Annotated in this window: 20 protein-coding genes; 12 read left to right on the top strand and 8 right to left on the bottom strand. The window is 61.3% G+C overall.

All coding sequences use genetic code 11. From position 1 onward, the window contains the following. From WH265_RS16125 to WH265_RS16110, 4 genes are all read left to right on the top strand, one after another. Complete coding sequence (locus tag WH265_RS16125; protein ID WP_339558943.1) at positions 1-981, top strand: ABC transporter ATP-binding protein; 981 nt, start codon at positions 1-3, stop codon at positions 979-981. Between the two features lie 21 nt (positions 982-1,002). After that, a complete protein-coding gene (locus WH265_RS16120) occupies positions 1,003-2,043 on the top strand; it encodes an aldo/keto reductase (protein WP_339558942.1) in 1,041 nt (346 codons plus the stop codon). A gap of 19 nt (positions 2,044-2,062) precedes the next feature. Beyond that, positions 2,063-3,289, top strand: a complete 1,227-nt coding sequence (locus WH265_RS16115; protein WP_339558941.1) for an acyl-CoA dehydrogenase family protein — start codon at positions 2,063-2,065, stop codon at positions 3,287-3,289. Between the two features lie 234 nt (positions 3,290-3,523). Beyond that, the gene (locus WH265_RS16110) at positions 3,524-5,572 is read left to right on the top strand and encodes an IPTL-CTERM sorting domain-containing protein (RefSeq protein ID WP_339558940.1); all 2,049 of its coding nucleotides are present in this window, start codon (positions 3,524-3,526) and stop codon (positions 5,570-5,572) included. Positions 5,573-5,659: 87 nt separating this feature from the next. Here the strand turns inward: WH265_RS16110 and WH265_RS16105 are convergent, their stop codons facing one another. From WH265_RS16105 to WH265_RS16085, 5 genes are all read right to left on the bottom strand, one after another. Then, positions 5,660-7,516, bottom strand: a complete 1,857-nt coding sequence (locus tag WH265_RS16105; RefSeq protein WP_339558939.1) for an Hsp70 family protein — start codon at positions 7,514-7,516, stop codon at positions 5,660-5,662. Between the two features lie 3 nt (positions 7,517-7,519). Next, positions 7,520-8,194, bottom strand: a complete 675-nt coding sequence (locus WH265_RS16100; protein WP_021028793.1) for a DUF2760 domain-containing protein — start codon at positions 8,192-8,194, stop codon at positions 7,520-7,522. Between the two features lie 227 nt (positions 8,195-8,421). Beyond that, the gene (locus WH265_RS16095) at positions 8,422-10,566 is read right to left on the bottom strand and encodes a TonB-dependent receptor family protein (protein ID WP_339558938.1); all 2,145 of its coding nucleotides are present in this window, start codon (positions 10,564-10,566) and stop codon (positions 8,422-8,424) included. An 82-nt stretch (positions 10,567-10,648) separates the two neighbouring features. Beyond that, positions 10,649-12,967: an ATP-dependent DNA helicase gene (locus WH265_RS16090; RefSeq protein ID WP_339558937.1), complete on the bottom strand. Its 2,319-nt coding sequence runs from the start codon at positions 12,965-12,967 to the stop codon at positions 10,649-10,651. After that, on the bottom strand, positions 12,964-14,769 hold the full coding sequence (locus WH265_RS16085; protein WP_339558936.1) for a VRR-NUC domain-containing protein: 1,806 nt from the start codon (positions 14,767-14,769) through the stop codon (positions 12,964-12,966). The genes WH265_RS16090 and WH265_RS16085 overlap by 4 nt, the downstream gene beginning before the upstream one ends. Positions 14,770-15,070: 301 nt before the next feature. Between WH265_RS16085 and WH265_RS16080 the strand changes: the two genes are divergently transcribed. The 5 genes from WH265_RS16080 (at position 15,071) to WH265_RS16060 (ending at position 18,613) form a co-directional block, all read left to right on the top strand. After that, positions 15,071-15,556: a DUF2325 domain-containing protein gene (locus WH265_RS16080; protein ID WP_445228543.1), complete on the top strand. Its 486-nt coding sequence runs from the start codon at positions 15,071-15,073 to the stop codon at positions 15,554-15,556. Beyond that, a complete protein-coding gene (locus WH265_RS16075; RefSeq protein WP_021028932.1) occupies positions 15,553-16,047 on the top strand; it encodes a hypothetical protein in 495 nt (164 codons plus the stop codon). Before WH265_RS16080 ends, WH265_RS16075 begins: the two co-directional genes overlap by 4 nt. Before the next feature lie 56 nt (positions 16,048-16,103). Further along, a complete protein-coding gene (locus WH265_RS16070; RefSeq protein ID WP_021028931.1) occupies positions 16,104-16,730 on the top strand; it encodes a superoxide dismutase in 627 nt (208 codons plus the stop codon). A 60-nt stretch (positions 16,731-16,790) separates the two neighbouring features. Beyond that, positions 16,791-17,729, top strand: a complete 939-nt coding sequence (locus WH265_RS16065) for a ZIP family metal transporter (protein WP_445228068.1) — start codon at positions 16,791-16,793, stop codon at positions 17,727-17,729. Between the two features lie 383 nt (positions 17,730-18,112). After that, positions 18,113-18,613, top strand: coding sequence for a hypothetical protein (locus WH265_RS16060; protein WP_339558934.1), 501 nt, complete (start codon positions 18,113-18,115; stop codon positions 18,611-18,613). Positions 18,614-18,819: 206 nt separating this feature from the next. Here WH265_RS16060 and WH265_RS16055 read toward each other — a convergent pair whose 3' ends face one another. Then, positions 18,820-19,104 carry a helix-turn-helix domain-containing protein gene (locus WH265_RS16055; protein ID WP_256460939.1) on the bottom strand — a complete coding sequence of 95 codons (285 nt, stop codon included), beginning with the start codon at positions 19,102-19,104 and terminating at the stop codon, positions 18,820-18,822. A gap of 150 nt (positions 19,105-19,254) precedes the next feature. Between WH265_RS16055 and WH265_RS16050 the strand changes: the two genes are divergently transcribed. From WH265_RS16050 to WH265_RS16040, 3 genes are all read left to right on the top strand, one after another. Further along, on the top strand, positions 19,255-19,590 hold the full coding sequence (locus tag WH265_RS16050; RefSeq protein ID WP_339558933.1) for a hypothetical protein: 336 nt from the start codon (positions 19,255-19,257) through the stop codon (positions 19,588-19,590). Continuing rightward, complete coding sequence (locus WH265_RS16045; protein WP_445228542.1) at positions 19,587-20,090, top strand: ZIP family metal transporter; 504 nt, start codon at positions 19,587-19,589, stop codon at positions 20,088-20,090. The genes WH265_RS16050 and WH265_RS16045 overlap by 4 nt, the downstream gene beginning before the upstream one ends. A gap of 359 nt (positions 20,091-20,449) precedes the next feature. Continuing rightward, entirely contained in the window at positions 20,450-22,093 is a 1,644-nt protein-coding gene (locus tag WH265_RS16040) for an endonuclease NucS domain-containing protein (protein WP_339558932.1), read from the top strand. A gap of 338 nt (positions 22,094-22,431) precedes the next feature. On the opposite strand, the gene WH265_RS16035 is transcribed toward WH265_RS16040, so the two are convergent. Further along, positions 22,432-22,995: a hypothetical protein gene (locus WH265_RS16035; protein WP_339558931.1), complete on the bottom strand. Its 564-nt coding sequence runs from the start codon at positions 22,993-22,995 to the stop codon at positions 22,432-22,434. Between the two features lie 18 nt (positions 22,996-23,013). Further along, entirely contained in the window at positions 23,014-23,997 is a 984-nt protein-coding gene (locus tag WH265_RS16030; protein WP_339558930.1) for a hypothetical protein, read from the bottom strand. Positions 23,998-25,028: the final 1,031 nt, after the last annotated feature.

Here is a 25,028-nt window from a genome sequence, read left to right as displayed (position 1 = left end):
ATGAGCCTGCTGACTGTCAGCGATCTTCAGACCCATTTCAAACTGCCCAAGGGCGTGCTGCGCGCCGTCGATGGCGTGTCGTTCAGCATTGCCAAGGGTGAGACCGTCGGCCTGGTGGGCGAATCGGGCTGCGGCAAATCCACCTTGGGCCGCAGCCTGCTGCGGCTGGAGACGCCCACCGCCGGCCAGGTGGCGCTCGACGGCGAAGACATTCTGCCCTTGCAAGGCGCGCGGCTGCGCAGCCTGCGCAAACGCATGCAGATGATCTTCCAGGACCCGTTTGCCTCGCTCAACCCGCGCCACAGCATCGGCACGATCTTGGAGACGCCACTGCAGGTGCATGGCCTGGGTGACCGCGCCCAGCGCCGCCGCCAGGTGGAGAGGCTGCTCGACCGCGTGGGCCTGCCGCGCAGCGCGCTGGGCCGCTACCCGCATGAGTTCTCCGGCGGCCAGCGCCAGCGCCTGGGCATTGCCCGCGCGCTGATGCTGCAGCCCGATCTGGTGGTCTGCGACGAGCCGGTCTCGGCGCTCGATTTGTCGATCCAGGCGCAGATCCTGAACCTGCTCGTTGAGATGAAACGCGAGTTCGGCCTGTCCTATTTGTTCATCTCGCATGACCTGTCGGTAGTGCAGTACTTTGCCGACCGGGTGCTGGTGATGTACCTGGGCCGCATCGTCGAGAGCGCCGACCGCCGCAGCCTCTGGAGCAGCCCGCGCCACCCCTACACCCAGGCGCTGCTCGATGCCGTGCCTGACCCCACCCGCCACCGCCAGGCCGCCCCCTTGGGCGGCGACCTGCCCAGCCCACAGAACCTGCCCACGGGCTGCCGCTTTCACCCGCGCTGCCCGCGCGCGACGGCGCTGTGCACTGCGCAAGAACCACTGCTCAGCGACAGCGGCAACGGCCATCTGGTCGCTTGCCACCATCCGCAGCTGCCACAGACCTCTGACGTGCAGACCTCCGTGATTTCCTTTCACTAACCCTTCGTTTTTTCTTTTGCCATGACCTACCGTTATCTCGGCCGCAGCGGCCTCAAAGTCTCCCGCCTCGCACTGGGCACCATGATGTTTGGCGGGCCCACCGACGAGCAGACCGCGCACGCGATCATCGCCAAGGCCAAGTCCCAGGGCATCAACTTCATCGACACGGCCGACGTCTACCAAAAGGGCCTGACCGAGCAAGTCGTGGGCCGGGCGCTGGCCCAGGACCGCCATGACTGGGTGCTGGCCACCAAGTTCGGCAACCCGCTGGGCGAGGGCCCGAACCGGCGCGGCACCTCGCGCAAATGGATCATCGAGTCGGTCGACAACAGCCTGCGCCGCCTGGGCACCGACTACATCGACCTGCTCTACTTTCACCGCGCCGATTTTGATGCGCCGCTGGGCGAGGCGGTGCGCGCCATTGGCGACCTGGTGCGCGCGGGCAAGCTGCGCTATTTTGGGCTGTCCAACTTTCGCGGCTGGCGCATTGCCGAGGTGGCCCACCTGGCGGACGCCGAAGGCATTGACCGCCCCATCGCCAGCCAGCCGCTCTACAACATCGTCAACCGCACGGCCGAGGCCGAGCAACTGCCCGCTGCCGCCGCCTACGGCCTGGGCGTGGTCTCGTACAGCCCGCTGGCCCGGGGCGTGCTGACCGCCAAGTACCTGAATGTGGAAGCGGCCGAACCCGGCTCGCGCGCCGCACGGCTGGACAAGCGCATGCTCGAGACCGAGTGGCGCCCCGAGTCCATTGACATTGCCGCCGAGATCAAAAAGCACACCGACGAACGTGGCATCAGCCCGGTGGACTTTGCGCTGGCCTGGGTGTTGAACAACCGCCTGGTGACCGCCGCCATCGCCGGCCCGCGCACGCCCGAGCAATGGGATGGCTATATCCGCGCGCTGGACTACCAGTTCACCACCGATGACGAGGCCCTGGTCAACCGCCTGGTCGCCGCCGGCCACCCCTCGACCCTGGGCTTTACCGACCCCGGCCACCCGGTCGAAGGCCGTGTGCCTTATGTGGCAGCTACGCAGGCCCCCGCGTCAGCGGCCGCTTAAACCCAACAGGTGCACCGCCATGAATGCCTCGGTTCCTCCCCTGCGCTCCCGCCACCCCAGCCGCGATGACCTGCTGGCCCGCCTGCCCCAGCTCGCCGCCGATATCGGCCAAGGCGCCGCACAGCGCGAGCTGCTGCGCGAGCCGCCCTGGGCGGCCTTTGACCTGCTGCGCGCATCGGGCCTGGGGGGCCTGCGCATTGGCCGCGAACAGGGCGGGCCGGGCGGATCGGTCGCCGATGTGGTCGAGGTGGTCAGCACCTTGGCGGCGACTGACTCCAACGTGGCCCATGCGCTGCGCACCCACTTCAACACCACCGAGCTGCTGCGGCTGGAGACCAAGCCCTCGCCCCTGGCCCAGCGCCAGAACGCCTGGGCCCTGCAGGGTAAGCTGTTTGGTGGCGCCTTTACCGAGCTGGGCACGGCGCGCGCCGGCATCAGCACCTCGACCCTGCTGCGCGAGGGGCTGCACCACCGCTTGAATGGCAAGAAGTACTACGCCACCGGCACGGCCTATGCGGATTACTTCAATGTCTTTGCCACCAATGACGAGGGCCAGGGCGTCAATGCCGTGATCCCCGTGCAGCGCGAAGGTGTGCGGGTGCTGGACGACTGGGACGGCATGGGCCAGCGGCTGACCGCCAGCGGCAGCCTGGAGCTGAACAATGTGCTGGTCTATGACGACGAAATCAGCCCCGGCGCGCGCGACAACTTGGCGGGCCGCCATGCGTCTGCGCTGCGCCAACTGATCCTGGTGGCCACTGCCGCCGGCATTGTGCGCAACATCCTGGCCGATGCGCGCCACTATGTGCTGCAGCTGGGCAGGCCTGCGATGCACAGCCCCGCCGAGCGCTCACGCGACGACCATTTTGTGCAGGCCGTCGTCGGCGAGCTGGCCGCTGCCAGCTATGCGATCGATGCCTTGATCAGCGCCAACGCCCGCCAGCTCGACCAGGGCGCCTATGCCATTGTGCACGCGCCGCAAAGCGCGGACGATGTCGTCCTGCAAGGGGCTCTGGCCACCGCCCAGACCCAGCTGGTCGTCAGCCGCCTGGCACTGAATGCCGGCGAGCGCCTGTTTGAAGTGGGCGGCGCCTCCGCCACCTCGCGCCAGCTGAACCTGGACCGGCATTGGCGCAACCTGCGCACGATCTTTAGCCACAACCCGCTGCTGCACAAAACCCGGGTGGTGGGGGACTATGTGCTCAATGGCACGCGGACGCATTTGGAGGAAGGGCGGGTGTTTTGAGGGCGGCCACCGGCGAGCAAGACCGCAGGCATGCCCCAGCCGACGCACAAATCAAACACTCCATAAACAAACTGAATGACTTTATTAAAGTTCACATTTTTTAGAGTCGTTTGGGGAGCAACGCTCTAGCGTAATTAAATTGTTGCGGTTATCTTGTAGAAATTACTTATTCAGTATATTTATTACAAATACGCCATGCACCTCGCTTCCGAATCCGCGACTTCGCATCTGAACTTGTCCCGCTCCGTTACGCCTTTGGGCAAGGCTGCCCTCCATGGCAGCTTGCTCGCAGGGTTGTTTGCAGCACCTCAGCTAGCGCTGGCCTGCCCGGCCAACCTCAGCGCATCGACTTACACCACGCAGGCTTCGGACAATGGTCTGACCTGCGTCTACACCGCAGACCCCATGGCCGTTACCGTCAATGGATGGCTGGCCACCGGTTTGGTGCAAATCACTGGCAACACCACCGTCAATGGCGTGCTGACCGTCACCGACACCAACGGCGACAACAGCCGGGGCATCCTGTTGTCTGGTGCTGGGAATGGCACTTTTCTGAAGGACGTCACGATCAACAAACCCAGCGGGGCCAACAATGCGGCGGGTATAGAAGCGAACACCACCGGGGCGGCGATCTTCCAGGGCAATGTCACGGTCAGTTCCAACACCGGAACGCCCTCGGCCAGAATCAACACCCGCGATGGAGTGCGCAACAACGCAGGCACGGCCAACTACCAACAAAACCTCAGCATCACCAGCCAAGGCGGCACCCGCTCGGGCCTGTATGTAGGCGCGGGCACGGTCACGGTGGGCGGTAATCTCACGCTGGATTTCCAATCCAACTATTACGCGCTCTACAGCTACGCACCGCTGTGGAGCCAGGGCGGCACCACCACCGTAACAGGTACCACCACGGTCAACACGGCAGCCGCCTCGGGCCTCACGCCAGGCGTCGTAGTGACGAATTCCCAAGTCACCCTGAATGGTGCCACCAGCGTGACGACTGCAGGCGCGGGTGCTGCAGCCGTGGATATCCGCATCGGCGGCATTGCCCAGTGGCCGTTGGCGGGCAACACCATCACCGCATCGGGTGCCGCAGGCATTGGCCTGCAACTGCGCAGCAATGGCAGCTTTAGCGCAGGCTCGGGCCTTGTCGTCAACGCGCAGGGCAGCTCTTTCAACTACCTCTCGGCCAGCGGAAGTACCAGCCTGGATGCAGTCACCGCCACGACGGCCCCGGTGGTCTGGAACGCCGATGCCACCAGCACGGCCACCTACACCGGCAACGAAGGCCACTACAAGGGCAGCAGCCAGTTGGCGAGCGGCGGTCAGCTGACCTTGAACCTGAACCGCGCCGCCTTGTGGGAGGCCACTGCCGCCTCGTCCTTTACGGTGCTGAACCTGCAAAGCGATGCGCTGCTCGATGCCTCCTTGCTGCCCAGCCTGGCAGCCACGGGCAACCTGAGCAATGCCGGGGGCATCGTGTCGCTCGCTCGCAGCGATGCCAGCCCCAACAACACCCTGGCCTTGGCGGGTGTCTATACCGCCAATGGTGGCAGCCTGGTGCTCAACACCGTGCTCAACGATGCATCCACCTCGGTCAGCGATGTGCTGCAGGTGACGTCCACAGCCGCTGGCGGTACACCTACGCTGCTATCCGTGCTACCCGATGCGGCCAGCGCGCCGGCCTTCACCACCGGCAAAGGCATTTTGGTGGTGCGCGTGACCGGCGGCGCGGCCACCTCGGCGGCCAGTGTCTTTGCGCTGCCAGACGGTTTCCTGGACGCCGGCGGCATCCGCTACGAACTGGTGCGTGACGCAGACGATGGCAACTGGTACCTGCGCTCTGTCGCCGCTGCGCAGCTGACCGTGAACAAGGTGGTCACCGGGCCTGCAGGCGCGGCGCCCTTTGCCGGTGAGATTCCGTTTACCGTGAGCTGCACCGGCCCGGCAACGTCCTTCAGCGGCAGCCTGGTGGTGGCGGCCAACCAGGGCAGCGCTGCCCCCATCACCATCCAGCAAGGCAGCGCCTGCACGGTGGCCGAAGGCGCGCTGCCCACTGCCCCTGCGGGCTACCGTTGGGCCGAACCCAGCTATACCCAGCCTGCGGCCATTGCCGCCGGTGCCAACAGCGCAACCATCACCAACACCTTGGTCTCAACCGCCACCCCCACCGATACGGGGACGCTCAAGCAAGTGCCAAGCCTGGGCACCTGGGCCATCAGCGCACTGTCACTGGGCATGGCGCTGATGGGTATGCGCCGCATGCGCCGTCGCACGGTGTGACCAAGCCGCACGGCACTGCCCTCACGTAAAAATGCCACCTCGCGGTGGCATTTTTTCTGGGTGCTGTGTTGGACAGAAGCGCGCTGCTTACTGCTCAGCCGCCACCGGCGCCCGCACATCCAACTCCACCTTCCAGCGCTCATTGCCACCCACCGGCACGGCATTGAGCTCCAGGGTGCCGATATCGGTCACGCGGGCAAGCAGGGTGACGGGGACGACCTCGCCCTTGGCGCGGCCTTCGGCGGGCAGGTTCAGCTCGATCTCCTGCAGTTCCAGCAGCTCCTCGGGGCCCCAGAAATCGAGCATGGTGCCGACGGTGTCGCTGCGGCGCACGCTGGAGCCGAAGAAGCGCATGCGCACCGGCTCGCCAACGACCAGGCCAAACTCTTGCGTATCGAGGGCTGCCTCGCTGCCCTCTTCCATGCCAAACGGTGCCAGGCACAGCGCGGACATGGGAGGCTCCATGCCGGGAATGGCAGGCATGTTGGATTCGACACCGACGTAGTAGGACTGCGCGGTGCCGCCACGGATGCGCACACCCCGGCCTTCGCGCACATGGCCGTAGTAGGCAGCGCCACGGGCCACAGCCAGGTCCAGGTTGGCGCCATCCAGCAGGCGTGCGGGTGCAGCGCCTTCGGCGGCCAGCCAGCTGTTCAGCACCTGGGTGATGCGCTGCTCGATCTGCGGCGCCTTGAGCACGCCGCCGTTGAACAGGATCGCGGTGGGGTGCAGAAAGCTGGCGCCTTCGGGCTGGGTGCCCTGCAGGCCGTCGATCTGCTCGGTCACACCGGCTTGGCGCGACAGGAAGGCGGCCAGATGGCGGGTCACCGCAGCATCTTGCGCATAGGGCAGACCCAGCTGGGTCAGCGCGCTACGCGCGCGGCTGATGGGCTTGTCGCTCACCGCCACTTGGGGGAAGAAGCCTTCGACCAGGGTGGCCAGCACTTCGCTGCGGGTCACCTCGGTGCGGATGCTGCCGCCGATCAGCTTGCTGCCCCGGCTGGGCACCACCACGGGCACGGATTGCAGCGCCTCATCGGACAGCAGCTGCTCCTTGGCGGCGCGGCAGCCATGGGCCAGTGCGCGGGTTTGCCAGGCATCGAGCTGCTTGCCCTCTTGCGCCAGCTTGCGCGCCACGGCGTAGGCCAGGGCCAGGTCCATGTTGTCGCCACCCAGCAGGATGTGCTCGCCCACGGCCACGCGCTGCAAGGCCAGGTTGCCATCGCGCTCCAACACGGCGATCAGCGACAGGTCGGTGGTGCCACCGCCCACGTCCACGACGAGGATCACATCGCCGCTTTGCACTTGCTTGCGCCAGTCGCCACCGCTCGCCTGGATCCAGCTGTAGAGCGCGGCTTGCGGCTCTTCGAGCAGGCTCAGCTTCTGGAAGCCGGCGGCCTTGCAGGCCTCGGCCGTCAGCTCACGTGCGGCCGGGTCAAAGGATGCGGGGATGGTGACGGTGATGTCCTGCGCATCAAACGGCGCCTCGGGGTGGGCCTGCTCCCAGGCCCAGCGCAGGTGCGACAGGTAGCGGATGGAGGCCGTCAGCGGCGATACGCGGTGCACCTCGGCCGGGGCATCGGCCGGCAGCAGCGGGCTGCGGCGGTCCACACCGGGGTGGCACAGCCAGCTCTTGGCGCTGGAGACCAGGCGGATCGGCGTGGCCGCGCCGCGCGAGCGGGCAAACTCGCCCACGACAAAATCCTGCTGCGCGCCCCAGGGCAGCGCCATGTCGGCGGCGCTCAGCTCGCTCTCATGGGGCAGGTACAAAAAGGACGGCAGCAGCGGGCGCGCTTCAATGCTGGCTGGCGCCGTGAGCTGCGGGATGGCCAGCACATGCTGGACCAGGTTCTCGCCATCGCTGGCGCTCTTGTCCACATAGGACAGCGCGCAGTGCGTGGTTCCCAGGTCGATACCGATGCTGAATTGGGCAGATGCTGTCATGGCTTAGAGCTCCACTTCGGCCTGGGCCAGCACCTTGGCGGCGGCGGTGTCGGTGAGTTGGGGCAGCTTGACCTCGGTCACCTGCCAGCCCCGGTGGCCCAGGGTGCCGGTGAACGGGGCCTGGCCTACGACATTGCCGGTCAGGCGCACGGCAGCGGCATCAAAGCCGGCCTGCAAGGTGATGCGGCTGCCTTCGGCCTCGGCACGCACAGGGGCCAGCGCAAAATGCTCGCGCAGCACCTTGCGGCAGCCTTCATGCACCACGCGGGCGGCGGCGCCAATCTCGGCATCGGTGTAGGGCGCCACGTCTTCCTGGATAAAGTCGACAAAGCGGGCCTCGCGCTGGAGCAGGCCCAGCAGTTGCAAAGCAGCGGTCTCGGTGGGCAGTTGCACGGTCTTTTCCACGAGCTTCTCGACCAGCTTTTCCACCGGTACTTCGACCCGCTTTTCTACCGTCTTCTCGACGATTTTCTCGACAGGCACTTCGATGCGCACTTCAACGATCTTCTCGACCGGGACTTCGACACGCACTTCCTGGGGCGGCACATCGGCCGCCAGGCGCTCACCGCCGCGCACGCGCTGCACATCGGCCGCCAGGCGGCCATTGCCGAGGATCGCAAAGAAGCTGCCGATCGCGATCGCGATACGGCTCAAAAAGGAAGGGGGGGTGTTGTTCATGGAGGCACCAACAAACAGCCGCCAAGGCGCGGGGGCTGCGGGGCCAGGGCCGGGGCAGCTGCAGAGCGCAGGCGGGTGGTTTTAAAAAATGGGGGTTTGCGGCAGGTGCTGGGGACAGCCGCTATAGCTGGCGGCCAGCCCGCAAAACCGGGGATTTTACCGGCTGGCCCTATGCCCCCGCGCTATGCACCAGCAAGCCGGGAGCGCCGGCGGGGCGGGGTGAGTACTCAGAACTGGTAGCTGACGTTGATGCCGCTGGCCCAGTTACGCCCCATCGCGCTTTCAAAATAGCGCTGGTTGCCGTCATTGACGATGACCGAGCCGATGTAGTTCTTGTCGAACACATTGTTGACCCTAGCAAAGGCGGCCAAGGTCCAGCGCGGGGCGATCTGCGCGCGGTAGCCCAGGCTGAGCGCGGTGGTGGCGTAGCCCGGGGCGGCCTGGGTGTTGGCATCGTTGGCCTGCACATTCGAGCTGGCCTGCACACCCATGCCGACGGTCCAGGCAGGGGCAAAGCGCCAGTCAGCGCCCAGGTAGGCGTTGTGGCGGGCCAGGCCGGGCAGGCGCTGGCCGGCCACGCCGCTGCCCGAATCCTCGCGGAAGCGCGCATCCAGCCAGGTGTAGGCGGCGCGCAGCTGCCAATCGCGCATGAGATCCAGCTGGGCCGACAGCTCCAGGCCCTGGCGCCGGGTCTTGCCGGCATTGCGGTAGGTGGTGCGGCCGCCGGCGCTCTGGTCGGTCACGATCTCGTCGCTGCTGTGCGACTGGAACAGCGCCGCGCTCCACAGCCCGCGCAGCGCATCGCCACGCAGCTGCTGGCGGTAGCCCAGCTCCCACTGCGTGCTGCTGGTGGGCCGCAGATCGGTGTTCAGGCCCGAGCCGCTGTTGCGGTAGGACATCTCGGTGATGCTCGGTGTCTCAAACCCGCGCCCCACGCTGGCGTAGACGGTTTGCAGCGGGCTGAGCTGGTAGGAGAGCGAGGCAACAGGCAGCAGCTTGCTGTGGCGGCTGCTGCCACTATCATCGCCATTGCCGGGGCGAATGTAGTAGTCGTCCGAGCTGAAGCGCACGCGGCTGTAGCGCAGGCCGGTGTCCAGGCTCCAGCGCGGGGCCAGCTGCCAGCGCGCCTGCACAAAGGGGTCGGTGCTGCTGACCTTGTTTTTCTCATCCCGGCGCAGCTGGCCGCGCACCCCATAGGTGTCGCCGATAAAGTTTTCGTAGCCCTGGCGGTTTTCGGTCATCTGCTGCAGATCCAGCCCCGCGCTCAGCTGCAGCGGCACGATGGTGTCGAACTCACCCACCCAGACCAGGCGGGCGCCGGCATAGTCGCGCGCCATGTCGATCACGCCGCCGGCATGGCCCGGCGCCAGCTGCGGCGCCTTGGGGATGGACTGGTACTGCAGCATGCTGCGGTGGCCGTAGTAGGCCGACAAGCTCAGGCTTTGCTGGGCGTTGATGCGCAGGTCATAGGTGGCGCCCAGCTGCTGCTGCTCCAGCGATTTGCGCGTGTTGTACTGCTCGGCCACGCTGCTGGCCTGGCGCGGATCGGCCTGCCACTGCGCCAAGGTCAGGCCCTGCGCGTCCTGCGCATCGCCCCGGGTGTGGTTGGCCACCAGGGTCAGCTTGTCGTCATGCGCCAGCGGAATCACCAGCTTGGCATTGAGCAGGTTGCGGTCGGCGGCGCTGTGCTCGCGGTAGCCATCGGTCATGAAGCGGCTGGTGCTCAGCACATAGCCCATGCCGCCCTCCGTCTGGCCGCTGGCCTTCAGGCTGTAGCGCTGTTGGCCATCGCTGCCCACGCTCACACCGGTCTCCAGCTTCAGCGGGCCTTGCGGGTCTTCAGTGTAAAAGCTCAGCACACCGCCCGAGGCATTGCCGTACAGCGCCGAGTACGGGCCGCGCAGCACCTCCACCCGCTCCAGGCTGGAGATATCGACATTCGAGGTCTGGCCCTGGCCATCAGGCATGGTCGCCGGTATGCCATCGACATACAGGCGCACGCCGCGCACACCAAAGGTGGAGCGTGCACCATAGCCGCGCACGCTCAGCTGCAGATCCTGGGCGTAGTTGTTGCGGTTGTTCAAGGTCAGGCCCGGCACGCTGCCCAGCGCTTCGGACAGGTTGACCTGCATCTGCCGATCCTGCAGCTCGCGGCCTTCCACCACATTGGCCGATGCCGGCAATTGCAGCAGATCGGCGGCGCCGACCGCCGAGCGCACCGACACGGTCGGCAAGGTGGCTTCGGCAGCGGGGGTTTCAGCGGTGGAAGGTGTTGCTGGTGCGGTCTGCGCAGCGGCGGACAGGGCGCACAGCAGCGCAGCGGCCCCGGCCACAGGGCGCAGGGGCGAGAGAGAAAAGGCTTGGATCGGCATAGAGGCCGCTATTTTCTTACAGCGTCTCAAGCTATGGGAAATTTGGTACATAAACCCCTGCTCTCCTCTGAGAAACCCCAATCTACCACCGTTGCGGCTCCCACCAGCTGGGCAGCAGCGCGCGCACCTGGGCACGGTGAAAGCGGTCATCGATCAGCACCACCACGCCCCGGTCATCCTCACTGCGAATCACCCGCCCAGCAGCCTGCACCACCTTGCGCAGCCCCGGGTAGAGGTAGGTGTAGTCATAGGCCTTGGCAGCGCCAAAGCGCTGGGCCATGGCCTGCTGCATATGCGTGTTGATGGGGTTGACCTGGGGCAGGCCCAGGGTGGCAATAAAGGCGCCAATCAGCCGGTTGCCCGGCAAGTCCACCCCTTCCGAAAACGCCCCGCCCAGCACGGCCAGGCCAATGCCCTGCCCGGCCTCATCAAAGCGCGCCAAAAAGGCGGCGCGCCCGGCGTCGTCCATGGCCGAGGTCTGGCAGAACAGCGGCAGCTGGGGCTGCAGGCGCTGCATGCATTCGGCCGCGCGCTGCAAATAATCAAAACTGCTGAAAAAGCACAGGTAGTTGCCCGGCTGGCGGGCAAACTGCGCTGCCACCACTTCGGCAATCGGCACCAGCGACTGCGCCCGGTCCTGGTAGCGGGTGGAGATATGCCCCGCAATCTGCACCTGCAGCTGCGCGGCCTGGAAGGGCGACGGCACATCGACCCAGTGCGTGGCGGGCGGCAGGCCCAGCAGATCCTGGTAGAAGGCCTGCGGTCCCAGCGTGCCGGAGAACAGCACCGTGGCGCAGGCGGCGGTATGGCGCGCGGCCAGGTGCGGCGCGGGCACGACATTGCGGATACAGAGCGTGGACATCGGCCCCCGGCGGCCGGAGGCTGCACTACTCCACAAACTGGTATCAAACAGCGCATGCGGCCCCAGCTGCTCGGCCAGGTTCAGCCAGGACAGCGCCTCCAGGTAAAAGCCCAGCACCGCATCGCCCGGCAGCATGGGGCTGTCGCCCTGGGCCTGGGCAATGGCGGCCACGGCGCGCTGCACGGCGCCCAGCAGGCCGGGCGGCAGCTCGGGGTAGACCTGGTAGTCCTGGCCGCCTTCTTGCTGGGCCTTGTTCAGGGCCGTCCATTGCCGGTTCAAGGCATCCAGCGATTTCTTGACCGGGCCGGTGGCCGCCTTGCGCGCCGCTGCCAGAGTGTGCTGCGGCAGCTCAGCCGTGTACATGCGGCGCGCGCGTTCGAGCAGGTTGTGGGCTTCGTCCACCAGCACGCCCACCTTCCACTGGTGGGCCTGGGTCAGCGCATACAGCATGGCGGCGCTGTCGTAAAAGTAGTGGTAGTCGCCGACAACCACATCGCTCCAGCGCGCCAGCTCCTGGGTCAGGTAATAGGGGCAGACCTGGTGCTGCAGCGCCAGGCTGCGCACCTTGTCGGGCGTCAGCATCGGCTCCTGCGCCAGGGCCTGGGCGCGGGCGGCGGGCAGGCGGTCATAAAAGCCCTGGGCCAGCGGGCAGGATTCGCCATGGCAGGCCTTGTCCGGGTGCTCGCAGCTTTTGTCGCGCGCCTGCAGATCGACTACGCGCAGCGGCACCGCGCCCGTCTGGCCCTGCAGCGCCGTCTGCAACAGGCCCAGCGCATGCAAGGCCAGGCGGTGGCCGGTGGTCTTGGCGGTCAGAAAAAACAGCTTGTCCAGCCCCTCTTGCGCACTGGCCTTGAGCATGGGGAAGATCGTCGCCACGGTCTTGCCAATGCCGGTGGGCGCCTGCGCCATCAGGCAGCTGCCGCCGCCCGCCTGCAAGCCCGCCTGGGCCGTGCGGTACACCGCCACCGACAGCGCCCGCTGCCCCGTGCGGAACTGCGCAAACGGAAAGCGCAGCGCCGCCAGCGCCGCATCCCGCGCGCTGCGGTGCGCGGCCTCGCTGCGCGCCCAGTCCAAAAACAAGCGGCATTGCTGCTCAAAAAATGCCTGCAGCTCGGGGGCGCTGTAATGCTCGACCAGCACCGTCTCCTGCTGCGTGCCGACATTGAAGTAGACCAGCGCTACCTTCAAGCGGGGCAGGCCCCGCTCCAGGCACAGCAGGTGGCCGTAGACCTTGGCCTGCGCCCAGTGCAAGGCGCGGTGGTTGTCGCGCACGCTGTCGATCTGGCCCCGGTAGGTCTTGATTTCTTCGAGCTGACCCAGGGCCGGGTCAAAGCCATCGGCGCGGCCGCGCACCTGCAGGTCATCAAAGCGGCCTGCCAGGCGCAACTCCGACTCATAGCCCGCGCCCCGGCGGGCGCGCACCAGGCCATGGCCTTCGATGCCTTCCAATGCCGATGGCGCCGGCGTAAAGCGCAAATCCAGATCCCCCTCGCGGGCGGTGAACTCGCACAAGGCGCGCACCGCCACGGTGTAGCTCATGCGTCCGCCTCGCGCCACTGCACATGGCAGACTCCCACCGGTATGCCATGGGCGGCGCAGTATTCCAGCCAGCGGATCTGGTTGTCTTGCAGCTTGTCGCCCGGGCCTTTGACCTCCACCAGCTGGTAGCGCCGCTCTTGCGGCCAAAAGCGCACCAGGTCCGGAAAGCCCGTGCGGTTGGCCTGCAGATTGCCGAGCAGGCGCTGGAACAGCAGTTGGAGGTGGGCCGCTGGTATGCAGGCCAGCGCATGGTCCAGCAGCGCCTCCGTCAACGTGCCCCAAAACACAAAGGGCGACTGCAGCCCGGCCTTGTCGGCAAAGCGCTGACGGATTACCTCGGCGTAGCTGCCGTCGTCCAAGGCCGCCAGGCAAGCCTCAAACAGCGCCGCACGCCGCGCAACAAAATCGGGCGCATAGACATCAGCCGGCCCCGCCTGGAACGGATGAAAAAACGCCCCTGGCAATGGCGCAAAAATCGCCGGCCAGCACAGCAGGCCAAACAGCGAGTTGACGAGCGCGTTCTCGACATAAAACACTGGCGCGTCGTCGCGGTGCCAGTGGTCGCGCAAGGCGTATTCCACCGGCATCAGGCGCAGGCCTTCGGTGGCCTCGGCGGTGTTCATCGCCTCGCCAGCGCGCAAGGCGGCCTCCAACGCTGCGGCATCGCTCAGCGCATCCATCGCCGCCAGACCCTGCGGCATGCGTGGCATGCGCAGCACGCGCTCCAGCGCCACATCCTCGCGCAGCTGGGCCACCTCGGGTTTGAGCGCGCGGCGGCTGGCGCTGCGCTGGCCCAGGTGGCGGCGCAGGCGCGGCAGCATGCGGGCCAGGCGCTGGCTTTCTTCATCGCTCTCGGGCTGCTGCGCGGCGGCGCTGGCCAAGGCCAGGGCCTCGTCAAAGCGCTCCATGCGTTCGAGCACGCGCATGCGGCGGTGGCGTGCGCCCGGATAACGGCTGGCGGCATAGGCCTGCTCGGCCAGCGCCCAGCTTTGGCTGCGCTCGCAGGCCTGGCCCAGGCGCAGCAGCACCTTGGCATGGCGCTGCTGCAGCCAGGGGTTGGCACTGCGCCAGGCGGCCAGCGCGTCCATCAAGGCCTGGCGGTCCTCGTCCTCGTCCTCATCCACCGCCTGGCGCCACTGCTGCAGCTGGCGGTAGCCCTGCACATCGGCACGGGTCTGGAAGGCACGCGACTGCGCATCAAAGGCCACCGTCTCGTATTTGAAGATGCCCAGGTCGGCCAGCACAAACTCCGACCAGTCCTGGTGCAGATTGCCAAAGAACATCAGGCGCAGGCCCTCGGCCAGTTCGCCGACGGTGACGCGCCAGGCAGCATGCTCGGCATGCGGGTGCCAGCGGCGGTAGGGCTGCAGCTGCTCTTGGGCTTCTTGCTCGGTACCTGGATCAGACTGCTGAACCAGTTGGGCCAGCATCTCCGCCTTGCGCAGCGTGCGCGCCAAGCCAGCGTTGGCAAATATCTGCAGCAGCTCGGGCTTGGTGTGCAGCGCAAACAGCTCGGCCAGCGCCATGTCGGCATCGGCATCGATCCAGCCCAGCGCCAGCAAGGGCTGTGCGGCGGCATGCACATCGGGGATCTCTTCGTAGACCAGCTTGTCCGCGCGGAACCAGGGCCCGCGCCGCATCAGCATGCGCACCATCAGCGCCTGCGACGGCATGGGGGCTTGGGCAAAGTCCGCCAAAAACTGCTGCTCCTGCGCATCGAGCACATCGCCATAGCGCTGCCCCAGCCACTGCAGCGCGCGCTCGAAGTTGTGCAGGTAGTAGTAGCGGTGGGGGGCCAGCATGGGGGGTCGGATGCGGTGAAGGTGAGTGATAGCTTATCTGTATTTTTATACAGCTATTTTAACTTTGCCGCCATGTCCCCTTCTGGCCGTCAGGCTCGCGCAGCCGATAGCACTATTCCACTGCTTGCAGGCAGGCTATATACAAATGAGTTTGCGAATAGAAACGATTCTCATTTATTATGTTTTTATTTGACGCTGCCTTGATGCCGAGCAAAGTGTTTTCCGTTTATCCCGTGGAGGCGAGCCAACCGTGCCAAACCCAGACAGTGACATCCATCCGTTGGTGCAGGAGCACGGTGTGATGCTGCGCCACTATGCTGCACTGCAAGCGCGCTGCACGGCCCAGGTCGATGCACTGCGCGCGGAAGTCGAGGCGCTGCGCGCCCAGGTCACCCAGCTGCGGGCCCAGGTCATCATGCGCGACAGCGCCCTCATCTGGGAGCGCGAGGACCGCCTGGTGCACCTGTCGGCCATCGCCAACCGCGCGGCCGTCACGGCCGTGCGCCGCTGTGTGGACCCGGCCGCGACGATGGAAGTGGCCGCCGTGCCCCCGCCGCCACCCGATGCCTATCTGCAAGAGCTGGGCCAGCATGCCACCAACCTGGTGATCTGCCAGACCGGCTGCATCAGCCACGGCGGGTACTGGCGCGACCACGACCAGTGCAAGCGCCTGGGCAGCACCTGCCTGCTGGAAGACCCCCAGGCCTTTGTCCCCACAGAAACTGCCAAGGCCTCGCACGCCTGGGTGATGACGGCGGCCAGCGTGCCCGCCAAGGAGCTGCCATGAGCTCGCGTTTTCCGTCCTCCGTATCGGGTCCGCTGCTGCTGCGCGAATGGGAGCGCCTGACCCAGACCGGCGTGGAAGCCAGCCGCGACAACCGCCCCGAGCAGGCGCTGGCCTGGCATGAGCATGCGCTGCGCGTGGCGCACCAGCTGTTCCACGATGCGCCGGCCGGCGTCTGCGCCGATGACCGCCTGGCCGCCTTTGTGGTCGCGCACCTGAACCTGGCCGACTGCTTCAACACCTTGAGCCAGCCAATATCGGCGGGCGAGTGCATCAACTGCGCCCACCACCAGCTCTTGGCCTTGACGCGTGACGACCATGCCAGCGCCGACCTGCGATCGGCCGCCTGCAAGCACCTGCACCACACCTTTGCTGCATTGACCGAGCACCACAACCGCTGCGCCGCCCGCGAGCGCGAGGATGCGATGGAGCGGCAGGCCCACAGCGTTCCCATGCCTTCGGGCAACCCGCCGCCGGGCACGCTGCTGCACTGACAGCCGCCGCACCGGCATTGACCTCCCTGTTCTCCACTCAACAACTGACACACGATATGTCCTATACCCTGCCCAAGCTGGCCTATGCCTACGATGCCCTGGAGCCCAACATTGACGCCCAGACGATGGAGATCCACTACAGCAAGCACCACCAGACCTATGTGAACAACCTCAACGCTGCGGTTGAAGGCACGGAGTTTGCCAACCTGTCCGTCGAAGCGCTGGTGGCCCAGGTGGAATCGCTGCCCGAGAAGCTGCGCCTGCCCGTGCGCAACAACGGCGGCGGCCATGCCAACCACAGCCTGTTCTGGGAAGTGATGTCGCCCAGCGGCGGCGGCCTGCCCCAAGGCGATGTGGCCAAGGCCATCGATGCCGACCTGGGTGGTTTTGAGGCCTTCAAGGACGCCTTCACCAAGGCGGCACTGAGCCGTTTTGGCAGCGGCTGGGCCTGGCTGACTGTGACGCCTGAAGGCAAGCTGGCGGTGGAGAGCAGCGCCAACCAGGATTCGCCACTGATGAAGGGCATTGGCTCGGGCAACACCCCCATCCTGGGCCTGGATGTGTGGGAGCACGCTTACTACCTGAAGTACCAAAACCGCCGCCCTGAATACATTGCCGCTTTCTACAATGTGGTGGACTGGGGCGTCGTTGCCCGCAAGTACGCCGCAGCGCTGGGCAAGTAAGTCACTCCCTTCTTCGAGCACGCGAGCACGCACATGACCCCAGGCAACCAACCGATGGAAATGGACAACCAGCCCGACCCGCGCGATGACGCATCGCGCAGCACCGCCAGCCCTGCGCCCAAACCGGCGCTCAAGCTGCGAACCCGCATCGGTCTGCTGATCTGTGGCCTGGGGGTGTTTGCGCTCGGCGCGCTCATCTGGGATGGCCTCAAAAACGAGCCCTCCGTGCGCAATGCGCTGCTGGGCGGCTGCATGGCCGCCCTGGCCACTGCGCTGGGCACCCTGCCCGTGCTGCTGGCCCAGCGCCCCTCTGAACGCACACGCGACACCTTGTTTGGATTTGGCGCCGGCGTGATGCTGGCCGCCTGCGCGTTCTCACTGGTCATCCCCGCACTGGATGCCGCACGCGCCTCGAATATCTTTGGCGGCAGCGCCTGGGCTGCTGGCGGCGTCGTCGGCACCTCCATCCTGCTGGGCGGCATGGCCCTCCTGGTGATGGACCGCCTGCTGCCCCATGAACACTTCATCAAAGGCCGAGAAGGCGCCAGCGCCCAGCAGCTGCGCCGCACCTGGCTCTTTGTGTTTGCGATCATCCTGCACAACCTGCCCGAAGGCCTGGCCATTGGCGTGGGCTACGCCGGCAATGAAGGCATGCGTGCCAATGCGCTGGCTATCGGCATCTCTATCCAGGATGTGCCTGAAGGCTTTGTCGTCGCCGCCGCGCTGCTGGCCGTCGGCTACAGCCGAGGCTTCTCCGTCCTGCTGGGCATCGCCTCCGGCCTGGTCGAACCCCTAGGCGCCGTCGCCGGCGCCGCCATCATCGGCAGCTCCGCCCTGCTCCTCCCCTGGGGCCTGGGCTTCGCCGCCGGCGCCATGCTCTTCGTCATCAGCCACGAAATCATCCCGGAATCGCACCGCAAGGGGCATGAGTTTTTTGCGACGACGGGGTTGATGGTGGGGTTTGTTTTGATGATGGTGTTGGATACGGCTTTGGGGTGAGGGGGTAAAACCACGCCCTTTGATAGTGCGGGCTTTGTACATCGCAAGCTGCATGTAGACAGGCTGGGCGACTGCTGCTCATGGCGGCATCAAGAAGCTTCGCGTGCTGTCACTGAAGCTAGTCGAAAATCTAAGCCGCAGCCTCCTCACATCCGGTATGAGTTTTGCAGCCGACCATGACCAAAAGTCCAGCCCGATTGGATCCGGGCAGTCCGCTGTTTATGCCGCTGAATGCTCGCTATCGACCCACTTAGTTCACTATCTCAAAATCACGGCTAGCTCTATGCGTAGCCCAGACACTTGATCATCAGTACTATCCCGCATAGTGATCTGCGGGTATCTAACAGTTACACTTAAAGTTAACGAGTGATCAAGGATGAGTCATGCGAGTTATTGGTATCTTATTAGCTGCCATCGGCGTTATATGGGCTGTCGTGGCTTGGAATATGGAAACGGTAGTTGCCACCGAAAGCACAGTCATCGCTGGAATTTATGTGCCGAGCCAAGAGGTGCATAACATAGGTCTGATAGAGAGTAGGCGCAGCCACCTCATGCAGGCCTCTGTGATGACAATTGCTGGCGTACTGCTTCTCGGCTTTGGCGTACTTTCTGGTCGAGGTTCGAGTCGTAAAGAACCGAACTTCCCTCCAAACAATCCTGAACCGGAAGATAACCTTCCGCATCTTTATACCGGTCGCGGACTCAATGGACATGATGTAGATGATCTACCAAAGGCTGAAGCATCGCTTCGTGCCGCTGGCATCATTGTTCGGCGTTCTGGTTCGAAATGGGAACTCCAGGATCAGAACGGGTCGCTGTCATACATATGGAGCCGCGACGACTTAATCGCTATAGCCAAGGCACGAGGAACTACGAGTTCATGAGCCCGATAGCAGGCCTTGCTGGAGTGCGCTATATCTCGTAGCCACTAAGAAAAACAGCCCTGCACTGCTTTCAGCGACCTCATTGAGCGGCGACTTCATCATATCGATGGACTTGCGGCATGCACCTGTATTGACAATCCGCTTTGCTCTGTACATCGTTCCCGCCAGCGGGTTTGCACAACCAAGCGAGTAGTCGCCTGCTCTCTTTAGCTTCGACTTCTCGTCTTTTTGCTAGCTGCAAATAGGTTGCTATCCCGTCTTTCGAGGTATTCCGCAAGGACCTCCAACGGTGGCACACCAAGCGCCTCAGCGAACTCCACCAATTCCACAGCATCAATGCGACGCTCGCCGCGCTCGCACTTGGACACAAATGTCTGCGTGTTGCCAAGCCGCTGTGCCAGCTCCACTTGCGACACGCCCATGCGCTTACGCGTGGAAGTGAGAACAGACAGTAAGAGCTGGTAGTTGGGATTGTGGGTGGAACGGTACATGGTGCGTGGACATAAAACTGCGCCCAAGTTAAAGTCCGTTCTGGAATAGTCTGAAATAGACTATTTCTGTACCCCAATCGCCCTCTGAACGCTTGCATGCGGTCACCCACAAGTATGCGTTCATGCATCAACCTGAAAGGATTCATTGACATGGAGCACGAGCACAAGCGCCATGTCGCGACCGATGAAACCATCAGTCCAACTCTGTTGGGTGAAGGTCGTATCGAAGCCGAAGGGCTTGAACCCTCTGGTCGTGAAGTAGATGAGCAGGATCATGCACGCATGCACAGACAGGCAGCGCGCCGGTTCAGGCCTATACAGCTATGGATCTGTTTGCTGTTTTTCGTTGAAGGAATGTTGGGACTGTTTGTCGTTGGCTGGCCGGCGCTGATTCTTTGCATTCTGGGAACCTTGTATATGGCATGGGTGGCCAAGCGGTCTAATGCGCCAGCAAGAGAGGACATGAATCGAGGCGGGTTGGAATAACAATCGCCTGCGCACAAGGGCAGGGCCCTCAAGCGATTGACACTGCCCAGGCCCAGTTGCTGCGCCGCACCTGGTTCTTTGTGTTTGCGATCATCCAGCACAACCTGCCCGAAGGCCTGGCCATTGGCGTGGGCTACGCTGGCAATGAAGGCATGCGCGCCAACGCGCTCGCTATCGGCATCTCCATCCAGGACGTGCCCGAAGGCTTTGTCGTAGCCGCCGCACTCCTGGCCGTCGGCTACAGCCGGGGCTTCTCCGTGTTGCTGGGCATCGCCTCCGGCCTGGTCGAACCCCTGGGCGCCGTCGCCGGCACCGCAATCATCGGCAGCTCTGCCCTGCTCCTCCCCTGGGGCCTGGGCTTGGCCGCTGGCGCCATGCTCTTCGTCATCAGCCACGAAATCATCCCGGAGTCGCACCGCAAGGGGCATGAGTTTTTTGCGACTACGGGATTGATGGTGGGGTTTGTTTTGATGATGGTGTTGGATACGGCTTTGGGTTGAGGGGTGGCGAGCACATAGCGCCTAATACAAAGTGCATGTGAACTCCACACTATATGTGCTGCGAGCCGTCGACTGCCGAGTTACAAGACATTGGGGGGGGCGTCGCTTATGGGCCAATGCCGTCTAACTCCGCACAATGGGTTTGAGTTACTCAGCCGATAGTGACTAAAATTCCAGTCGGGTTGAATGCGACAAGTTCGCGCTGAGTACACAATATCTACCTATGTACCAGGGTCCGTATAGCATTGCGTGACATCTTTAAAACGCCACCGCTAGGATTTCCCTTTAAGCTACCTATATGTCATCGGCTTGTCCAGCACTCTGGCTAACCTCGGCGCAGAGGGCGTAGGATGGCCCAGTTGACGAACATTGATAAGGGTTGCATCGTGGGAATAAAAGTCGATCCGATACCGGTCCTTGGACTGTTTAAAAACGAAGATGAGCTTCGAGACCATCTGGCTGCAAATCTTGGATTGATTGAGCCTGGACTTACGCTGATTGCTGCTAACTATCCTGTCAGGACTCTACACGGGGCAAACGGCGCTTTAGATATCTTGGCGAAGGATCGCTATGGTTGTTTTGTCATCATCGAGGTTAAGAGGAGCGATCAAGCAGCCCGCCAAGCACTGCATGAGCTCAGTAAATACATTTCTGCGTTCTTGAGCACGCAGCAGGTAGACGAACAAAAGCTGCGATGCTTTGTAGTCTCTACGCACTGGCACGAGTTGCAAACTCCGCTTGCGTTCTTTCGAGCTGCCGCAAAGGTCGATGTCAAAGGATTTCAAGTCACATCTGAAGATGGGAAGGTGAAAGTTGACGAGCGAAAGCTTTCGCCAATTGATAGCCTCCCAAAACTTTGTCCGGATACGCGCCTTCTTCAAGCGAAGAAGGGGAAAATGCTGTCGGTAGTTGAAGATCTTAGGAAGGCATCAGCCCTTGTCCCACAAATTCGTGCTGCACTCCTTCAGTTTGAACCTCTGAATGGAGAAGACGACCTAGCTGTTTTGTGCGTATGGAGGATTGGTGATGATGCCATCGACGACGTAAAGATGATTTGTGGGGCAGAAAGCGTTGATGATGAAGACTATGAACCTCCATTCTACCGATACGAAGGTTGGGAAGAAGAATCATCCCTTCTAGATTGGCTGACAGCTACGTGCAAAGACGTAGAGTTTACGTTCATGACCATGCGGATGGGTACACCGGAGAAAATCACGGCCATTTTAGAAATTCGACCGTTTGAAGAACTTTTTCCTGTTGGTGATTGGCCAAAAAACGACTTAGTTCACGATTTAGCGGAAATGCAACGGTGCGTTGTAGCTCAGGATTTAGGATCGAATACACCACGCATAAACCGTTACCTTTTTAATGCTATTTCTAGCCCAAAATTAGGACCATCTTGGAACTACACCATTAAAGCGTTCGCTGATTTTTTAGGATTTGAGATTTTCTGGAAATCAGAGGTTGAACGTTTTTTAAGTCAATTGGCAGGTACGCCAGATGTGTCGTTCTACGGACAGGATATTCGCCACTTTTTCTTCCGGATTCATCAGCATCTCGAACACAACACTGCGCAGCTTTCACATTTTTCAATTAAGGTTTTAGACACCAACGGCAGGGAAGTTAGAAGTTTGATTGGGGGATGGTCTTGGGACGACAAGACATGCCCTGACGATGAGGTTATGCAGTTGAAATCAACATATGGATCTGTTGATCAATCACGCTTAGCAGTATTAAGCTCCAAAGATATACGTCGATATGAAATCGCTTTTCGAACTCACGGATTTCATCCTTGGGTAATCGAGCTTGACCTTATCAACAACAAAGGGGAGGTGATTTGGAACCATAATGCCCCAGAGGGCATTGATTATCGATGCGGAATAGAAGCTTTTATCGATAATAATCGTGCATATTGTGAACGGATCTCAAAAAATTATGCAGACATTCCTACCAGCCCGGGAGGAAGCAGGGCTCCATTGCTGTTCGAATTAACTGGGAAATGAAAGTCCCGGGCGTAAAAAATCCACGCAACAGTACAGTTCCCTCCCAATTAAAGGTGTAAATTAAGCGAGAAATTCCAGAAGCCATTGATAGGGAAGAGACATTCGCCAACCATCATTTTCCAGATAAGATTGAGACTACCAAGTTTGAGGCGTACAGCTAGCCTCCTAACACAGCCGAGGCGACCTATCCTTTGTCAGCTGCAATAGCTTTTTTGTGGTAATCAACGGAGGCTGGACTTGCATATAAACCGTGGCTGCGACAACAACTAATAGATTGAGAAAAATCGCTTCGGAGACCATTAACAGAAAGCTCTTGAGAAAATGGAAAAATTTCGGAATTAATCAGGGGTGAGCATACGCTCCCCGAGATAAAAGAGTCCCCAGAAAGTAACTAGCATCATTTGAAACAACAAAAAAAGAAAACAAGCTAACCCAGTCCAGCGCAGCCATACAATGGCAAAAGGGAATTCGATCGCAAGTGGCAACGCCAAATTCAGCGCTGCAATACCTGCCAAGCTAAAAATTATGCTTAACGCTGTCAGGTAAGCAAACATAGCTGTAAGGAAACGACGACGTGTAGCAGACACTTTCTGCAAGGCTCCATTGTGCTTGATATACATCGTTGGCGCTGGCTGTGGCATCTCTCGGTCCAAATGTGGACTATTGAAGGACGAAACAGCCGCGAGTGCGGCGATATAGAAGCCAGCAAGAGTTTGAATAAAACTCAATAAGCGATCGATGAGTCCTTGTGATCCAAAGAAATTCAGAGGAACTGAAAATGCTGAAAATCCAATAATTACAGCGGCTGTAACAATGCAAGGCAGCATCCAGTTTACCCAAAGAGGTAGCCTCGACGGCTGTTGGATGGTTAGAAAAGAAAATGGCCTGAAAAGATCAAGCATCTTGAATAGGTTAAAAATTTATGTGGGGACAGATTGCAGCAAAGGCACCATTCCATCCACGATGGTTGGGCTTAAAGAATCTTGTTGCGCCTCGACGTCTGTGTCAAATTCAATGCGTTCCTTAAGCGTAAAAGCTGCATCAAGATGGTCAAGGTCTAAAGTTGCGCTTGTGCTTTTTCCCGCTATAGTCTTGTATCGGACGCGCAATTTGTCATACATCTGACCATCAGGCTGTTTCCTGAACGAACGCACTGCGTTTATGACAGCAGCCCCAGTCACTGTCTCAGGGATAGCTGCCTTCACGCTCAAGCTTCGCTCAACGATCTGCAGATTTCCTCCTGCGTCGAATTGTCCTTGGTCATGGGCAATCAGGTCCATGCTTTCAAATTCACCCGTTTGCAATGCTGCTGTCAGGGTTTGACCTTTGTGAGCATGCGCTGCGAAAATATAACTTACTTTGTATTGGTTCGGGGATCCATCTGGACCAACTGCGCCAGATGGATCATCATAATAAAATAATTTTTTATGTTTTGGGTCTTTGGCAGCATCGCGTGAAAGAGCATTGAGTAAGAACTCAATATCAGCTGCGGAGACTCCTGCACCCATCGTTAAAAGCACTGAAGCAGTTCGATTGCCATTATTAGGTCTCAGCACTATGTGAGCGGAAACTTCGATTCCCTCAGTTCTGGTTTTACCCGCTTTGCGAAGCCGGGTAGTTGGCAAATCACGCAGGGCAACATCTGACAAGGCTGCATTTGCCTTGTTGATCAGTAAAATGTAGCAATTATTGGCAGTATCGTAACGCCAGTCAGCCAACACAGTATGAAGATTGGTAGATTTGCGTATATTATGCGGCAATCCCTTGCCGAGAATCATTGAGTTGAAGCAACTCAGCAAAGGGCCAAGGGGAGCACAAGATGGATTAGTCACCGCGGCAGTGGTGCGTGAAGCCAAATGCAGTTCATAAAAATGAATTGTTCGTTCACGTTGGGGCAAGGACATTAATTCTCCTTTGATTACTATATTCTTTCGAAGTTGTTTGTGGCACTGTCTGGCTAGCACTATTTTCGTAACACACGCTTATATTAACAGCAATATTTACCGCATCAAATACCTTTTCTGGAAGGTTTAGCACATCTCAAATAGAATCCCCCTGCCGCCTCAACAAAAGCTTACTTTGAGGTGACCGTGACGGCAAATGTTAATTAAAGTGGACCCGATCTACGATTATGCAAATCCCCAACTTTATCATTACATGATCCCGAACTTTGCTCTGCAATATAACGAGCGCGATCCATTAAAACTGCTCAAATACTCAGAAAAAACAGTAGCCGAATGGCGAATGCCATCCACTTAACCAACAGTTACACACTCATTCTCGCACACATCAAGAAGCTCAGAACAACTTTCGAAGATTGAGGTTGTTTTGGCTACACGTCATTGTGGATTGAACCAGCGTAACCTTTGACGCTCAGCTACCTTAGGAAGAAATGCGATGGGAAGCCGTGCGTGTATCGCCCGGGGTTGAACTGCTCGCCAGGGGCTGGATGATTACCGTGCCGCTCAGCAGGCTTGTAGAAACAAGGTTTTCTAGAGGTGCTGATTTGAAGAAAAGTCTACATATCGGTGTGAATCCTGATGCCCCAAGCTAAGCGGCCAGCCAACCTCCAAAAAATTTAAGTAAGACAGTGTCGTGGAGGGCTCACCTCTCAATCCCCCACAACCCCAAAGCTTATTTGCGAATGATTCTCAATTGAGCGTATAATGCACCCATGGCGTAGCAATTGCGGCTACTCCAAGGTTCATCGTGGGGCGACTTACCGGAACTGTCCGGAAGTCGTTTTTGCCAGCCAATGGTTCACACTAGCCACGCATTTTTTTGCGATGAACACGGGCCTCGGTAGCGCCATTGCAGCGCAGCGATCCAGGCTCTGACAGCGCCTTTGCCCTGCCTATTGTTGGCAAGCCAGCACCACCAGGCCTGCTGCCCACCCTCCCCTGATCTCTCTATCTACACACATGCCAAGGGCATG

This window comes from Comamonas sp. MYb396, from assembly GCF_037479555.1.
Taxonomy (GTDB): Bacteria; Pseudomonadota; Gammaproteobacteria; order Burkholderiales; family Burkholderiaceae_C; genus Comamonas.
This window is presented reverse-complemented; position numbering and strand designations above follow the sequence as displayed.

What these genes read in the sequence shown, in the direction of transcription:
- WH265_RS16105 (WP_339558939.1), bottom strand. Translation starts at nt 7,516, where the DNA reads ATGACAGCATCTGCCCAATTCAGCATCGGTATCGACCTGGGAACCACG.
- WH265_RS16090 (WP_339558937.1), bottom strand. Translation starts at nt 12,967, where the DNA reads ATGAGCTACACCGTGGCGGTGCGCGCCTTGTGCGAGTTCACCGCCCGC.
- WH265_RS16070 (WP_021028931.1), top strand. Translation starts at nt 16,104, where the DNA reads ATGTCCTATACCCTGCCCAAGCTGGCCTATGCCTACGATGCCCTGGAG.
- WH265_RS16080 (WP_445228543.1), top strand. Translation starts at nt 15,071, where the DNA reads ATGCTGCGCCACTATGCTGCACTGCAAGCGCGCTGCACGGCCCAGGTC.
- WH265_RS16115 (WP_339558941.1), top strand. Translation starts at nt 2,063, where the DNA reads ATGAATGCCTCGGTTCCTCCCCTGCGCTCCCGCCACCCCAGCCGCGAT.
- WH265_RS16125 (WP_339558943.1), top strand. Translation starts at nt 1, where the DNA reads ATGAGCCTGCTGACTGTCAGCGATCTTCAGACCCATTTCAAACTGCCC.
- WH265_RS16060 (WP_339558934.1), top strand. Translation starts at nt 18,113, where the DNA reads ATGCGAGTTATTGGTATCTTATTAGCTGCCATCGGCGTTATATGGGCT.
- WH265_RS16075 (WP_021028932.1), top strand. Translation starts at nt 15,553, where the DNA reads ATGAGCTCGCGTTTTCCGTCCTCCGTATCGGGTCCGCTGCTGCTGCGC.
- WH265_RS16120 (WP_339558942.1), top strand. Translation starts at nt 1,003, where the DNA reads ATGACCTACCGTTATCTCGGCCGCAGCGGCCTCAAAGTCTCCCGCCTC.
- WH265_RS16050 (WP_339558933.1), top strand. Translation starts at nt 19,255, where the DNA reads ATGGAGCACGAGCACAAGCGCCATGTCGCGACCGATGAAACCATCAGT.
- WH265_RS16030 (WP_339558930.1), bottom strand. Translation starts at nt 23,997, where the DNA reads ATGTCCTTGCCCCAACGTGAACGAACAATTCATTTTTATGAACTGCAT.
- WH265_RS16065 (WP_445228068.1), top strand. Translation starts at nt 16,791, where the DNA reads ATGGACAACCAGCCCGACCCGCGCGATGACGCATCGCGCAGCACCGCC.
- WH265_RS16035 (WP_339558931.1), bottom strand. Translation starts at nt 22,995, where the DNA reads ATGCTTGATCTTTTCAGGCCATTTTCTTTTCTAACCATCCAACAGCCG.
- WH265_RS16095 (WP_339558938.1), bottom strand. Translation starts at nt 10,566, where the DNA reads ATGCCGATCCAAGCCTTTTCTCTCTCGCCCCTGCGCCCTGTGGCCGGG.
- WH265_RS16085 (WP_339558936.1), bottom strand. Translation starts at nt 14,769, where the DNA reads ATGCTGGCCCCCCACCGCTACTACTACCTGCACAACTTCGAGCGCGCG.
- WH265_RS16100 (WP_021028793.1), bottom strand. Translation starts at nt 8,194, where the DNA reads ATGAACAACACCCCCCCTTCCTTTTTGAGCCGTATCGCGATCGCGATC.
- WH265_RS16055 (WP_256460939.1), bottom strand. Translation starts at nt 19,104, where the DNA reads ATGTACCGTTCCACCCACAATCCCAACTACCAGCTCTTACTGTCTGTT.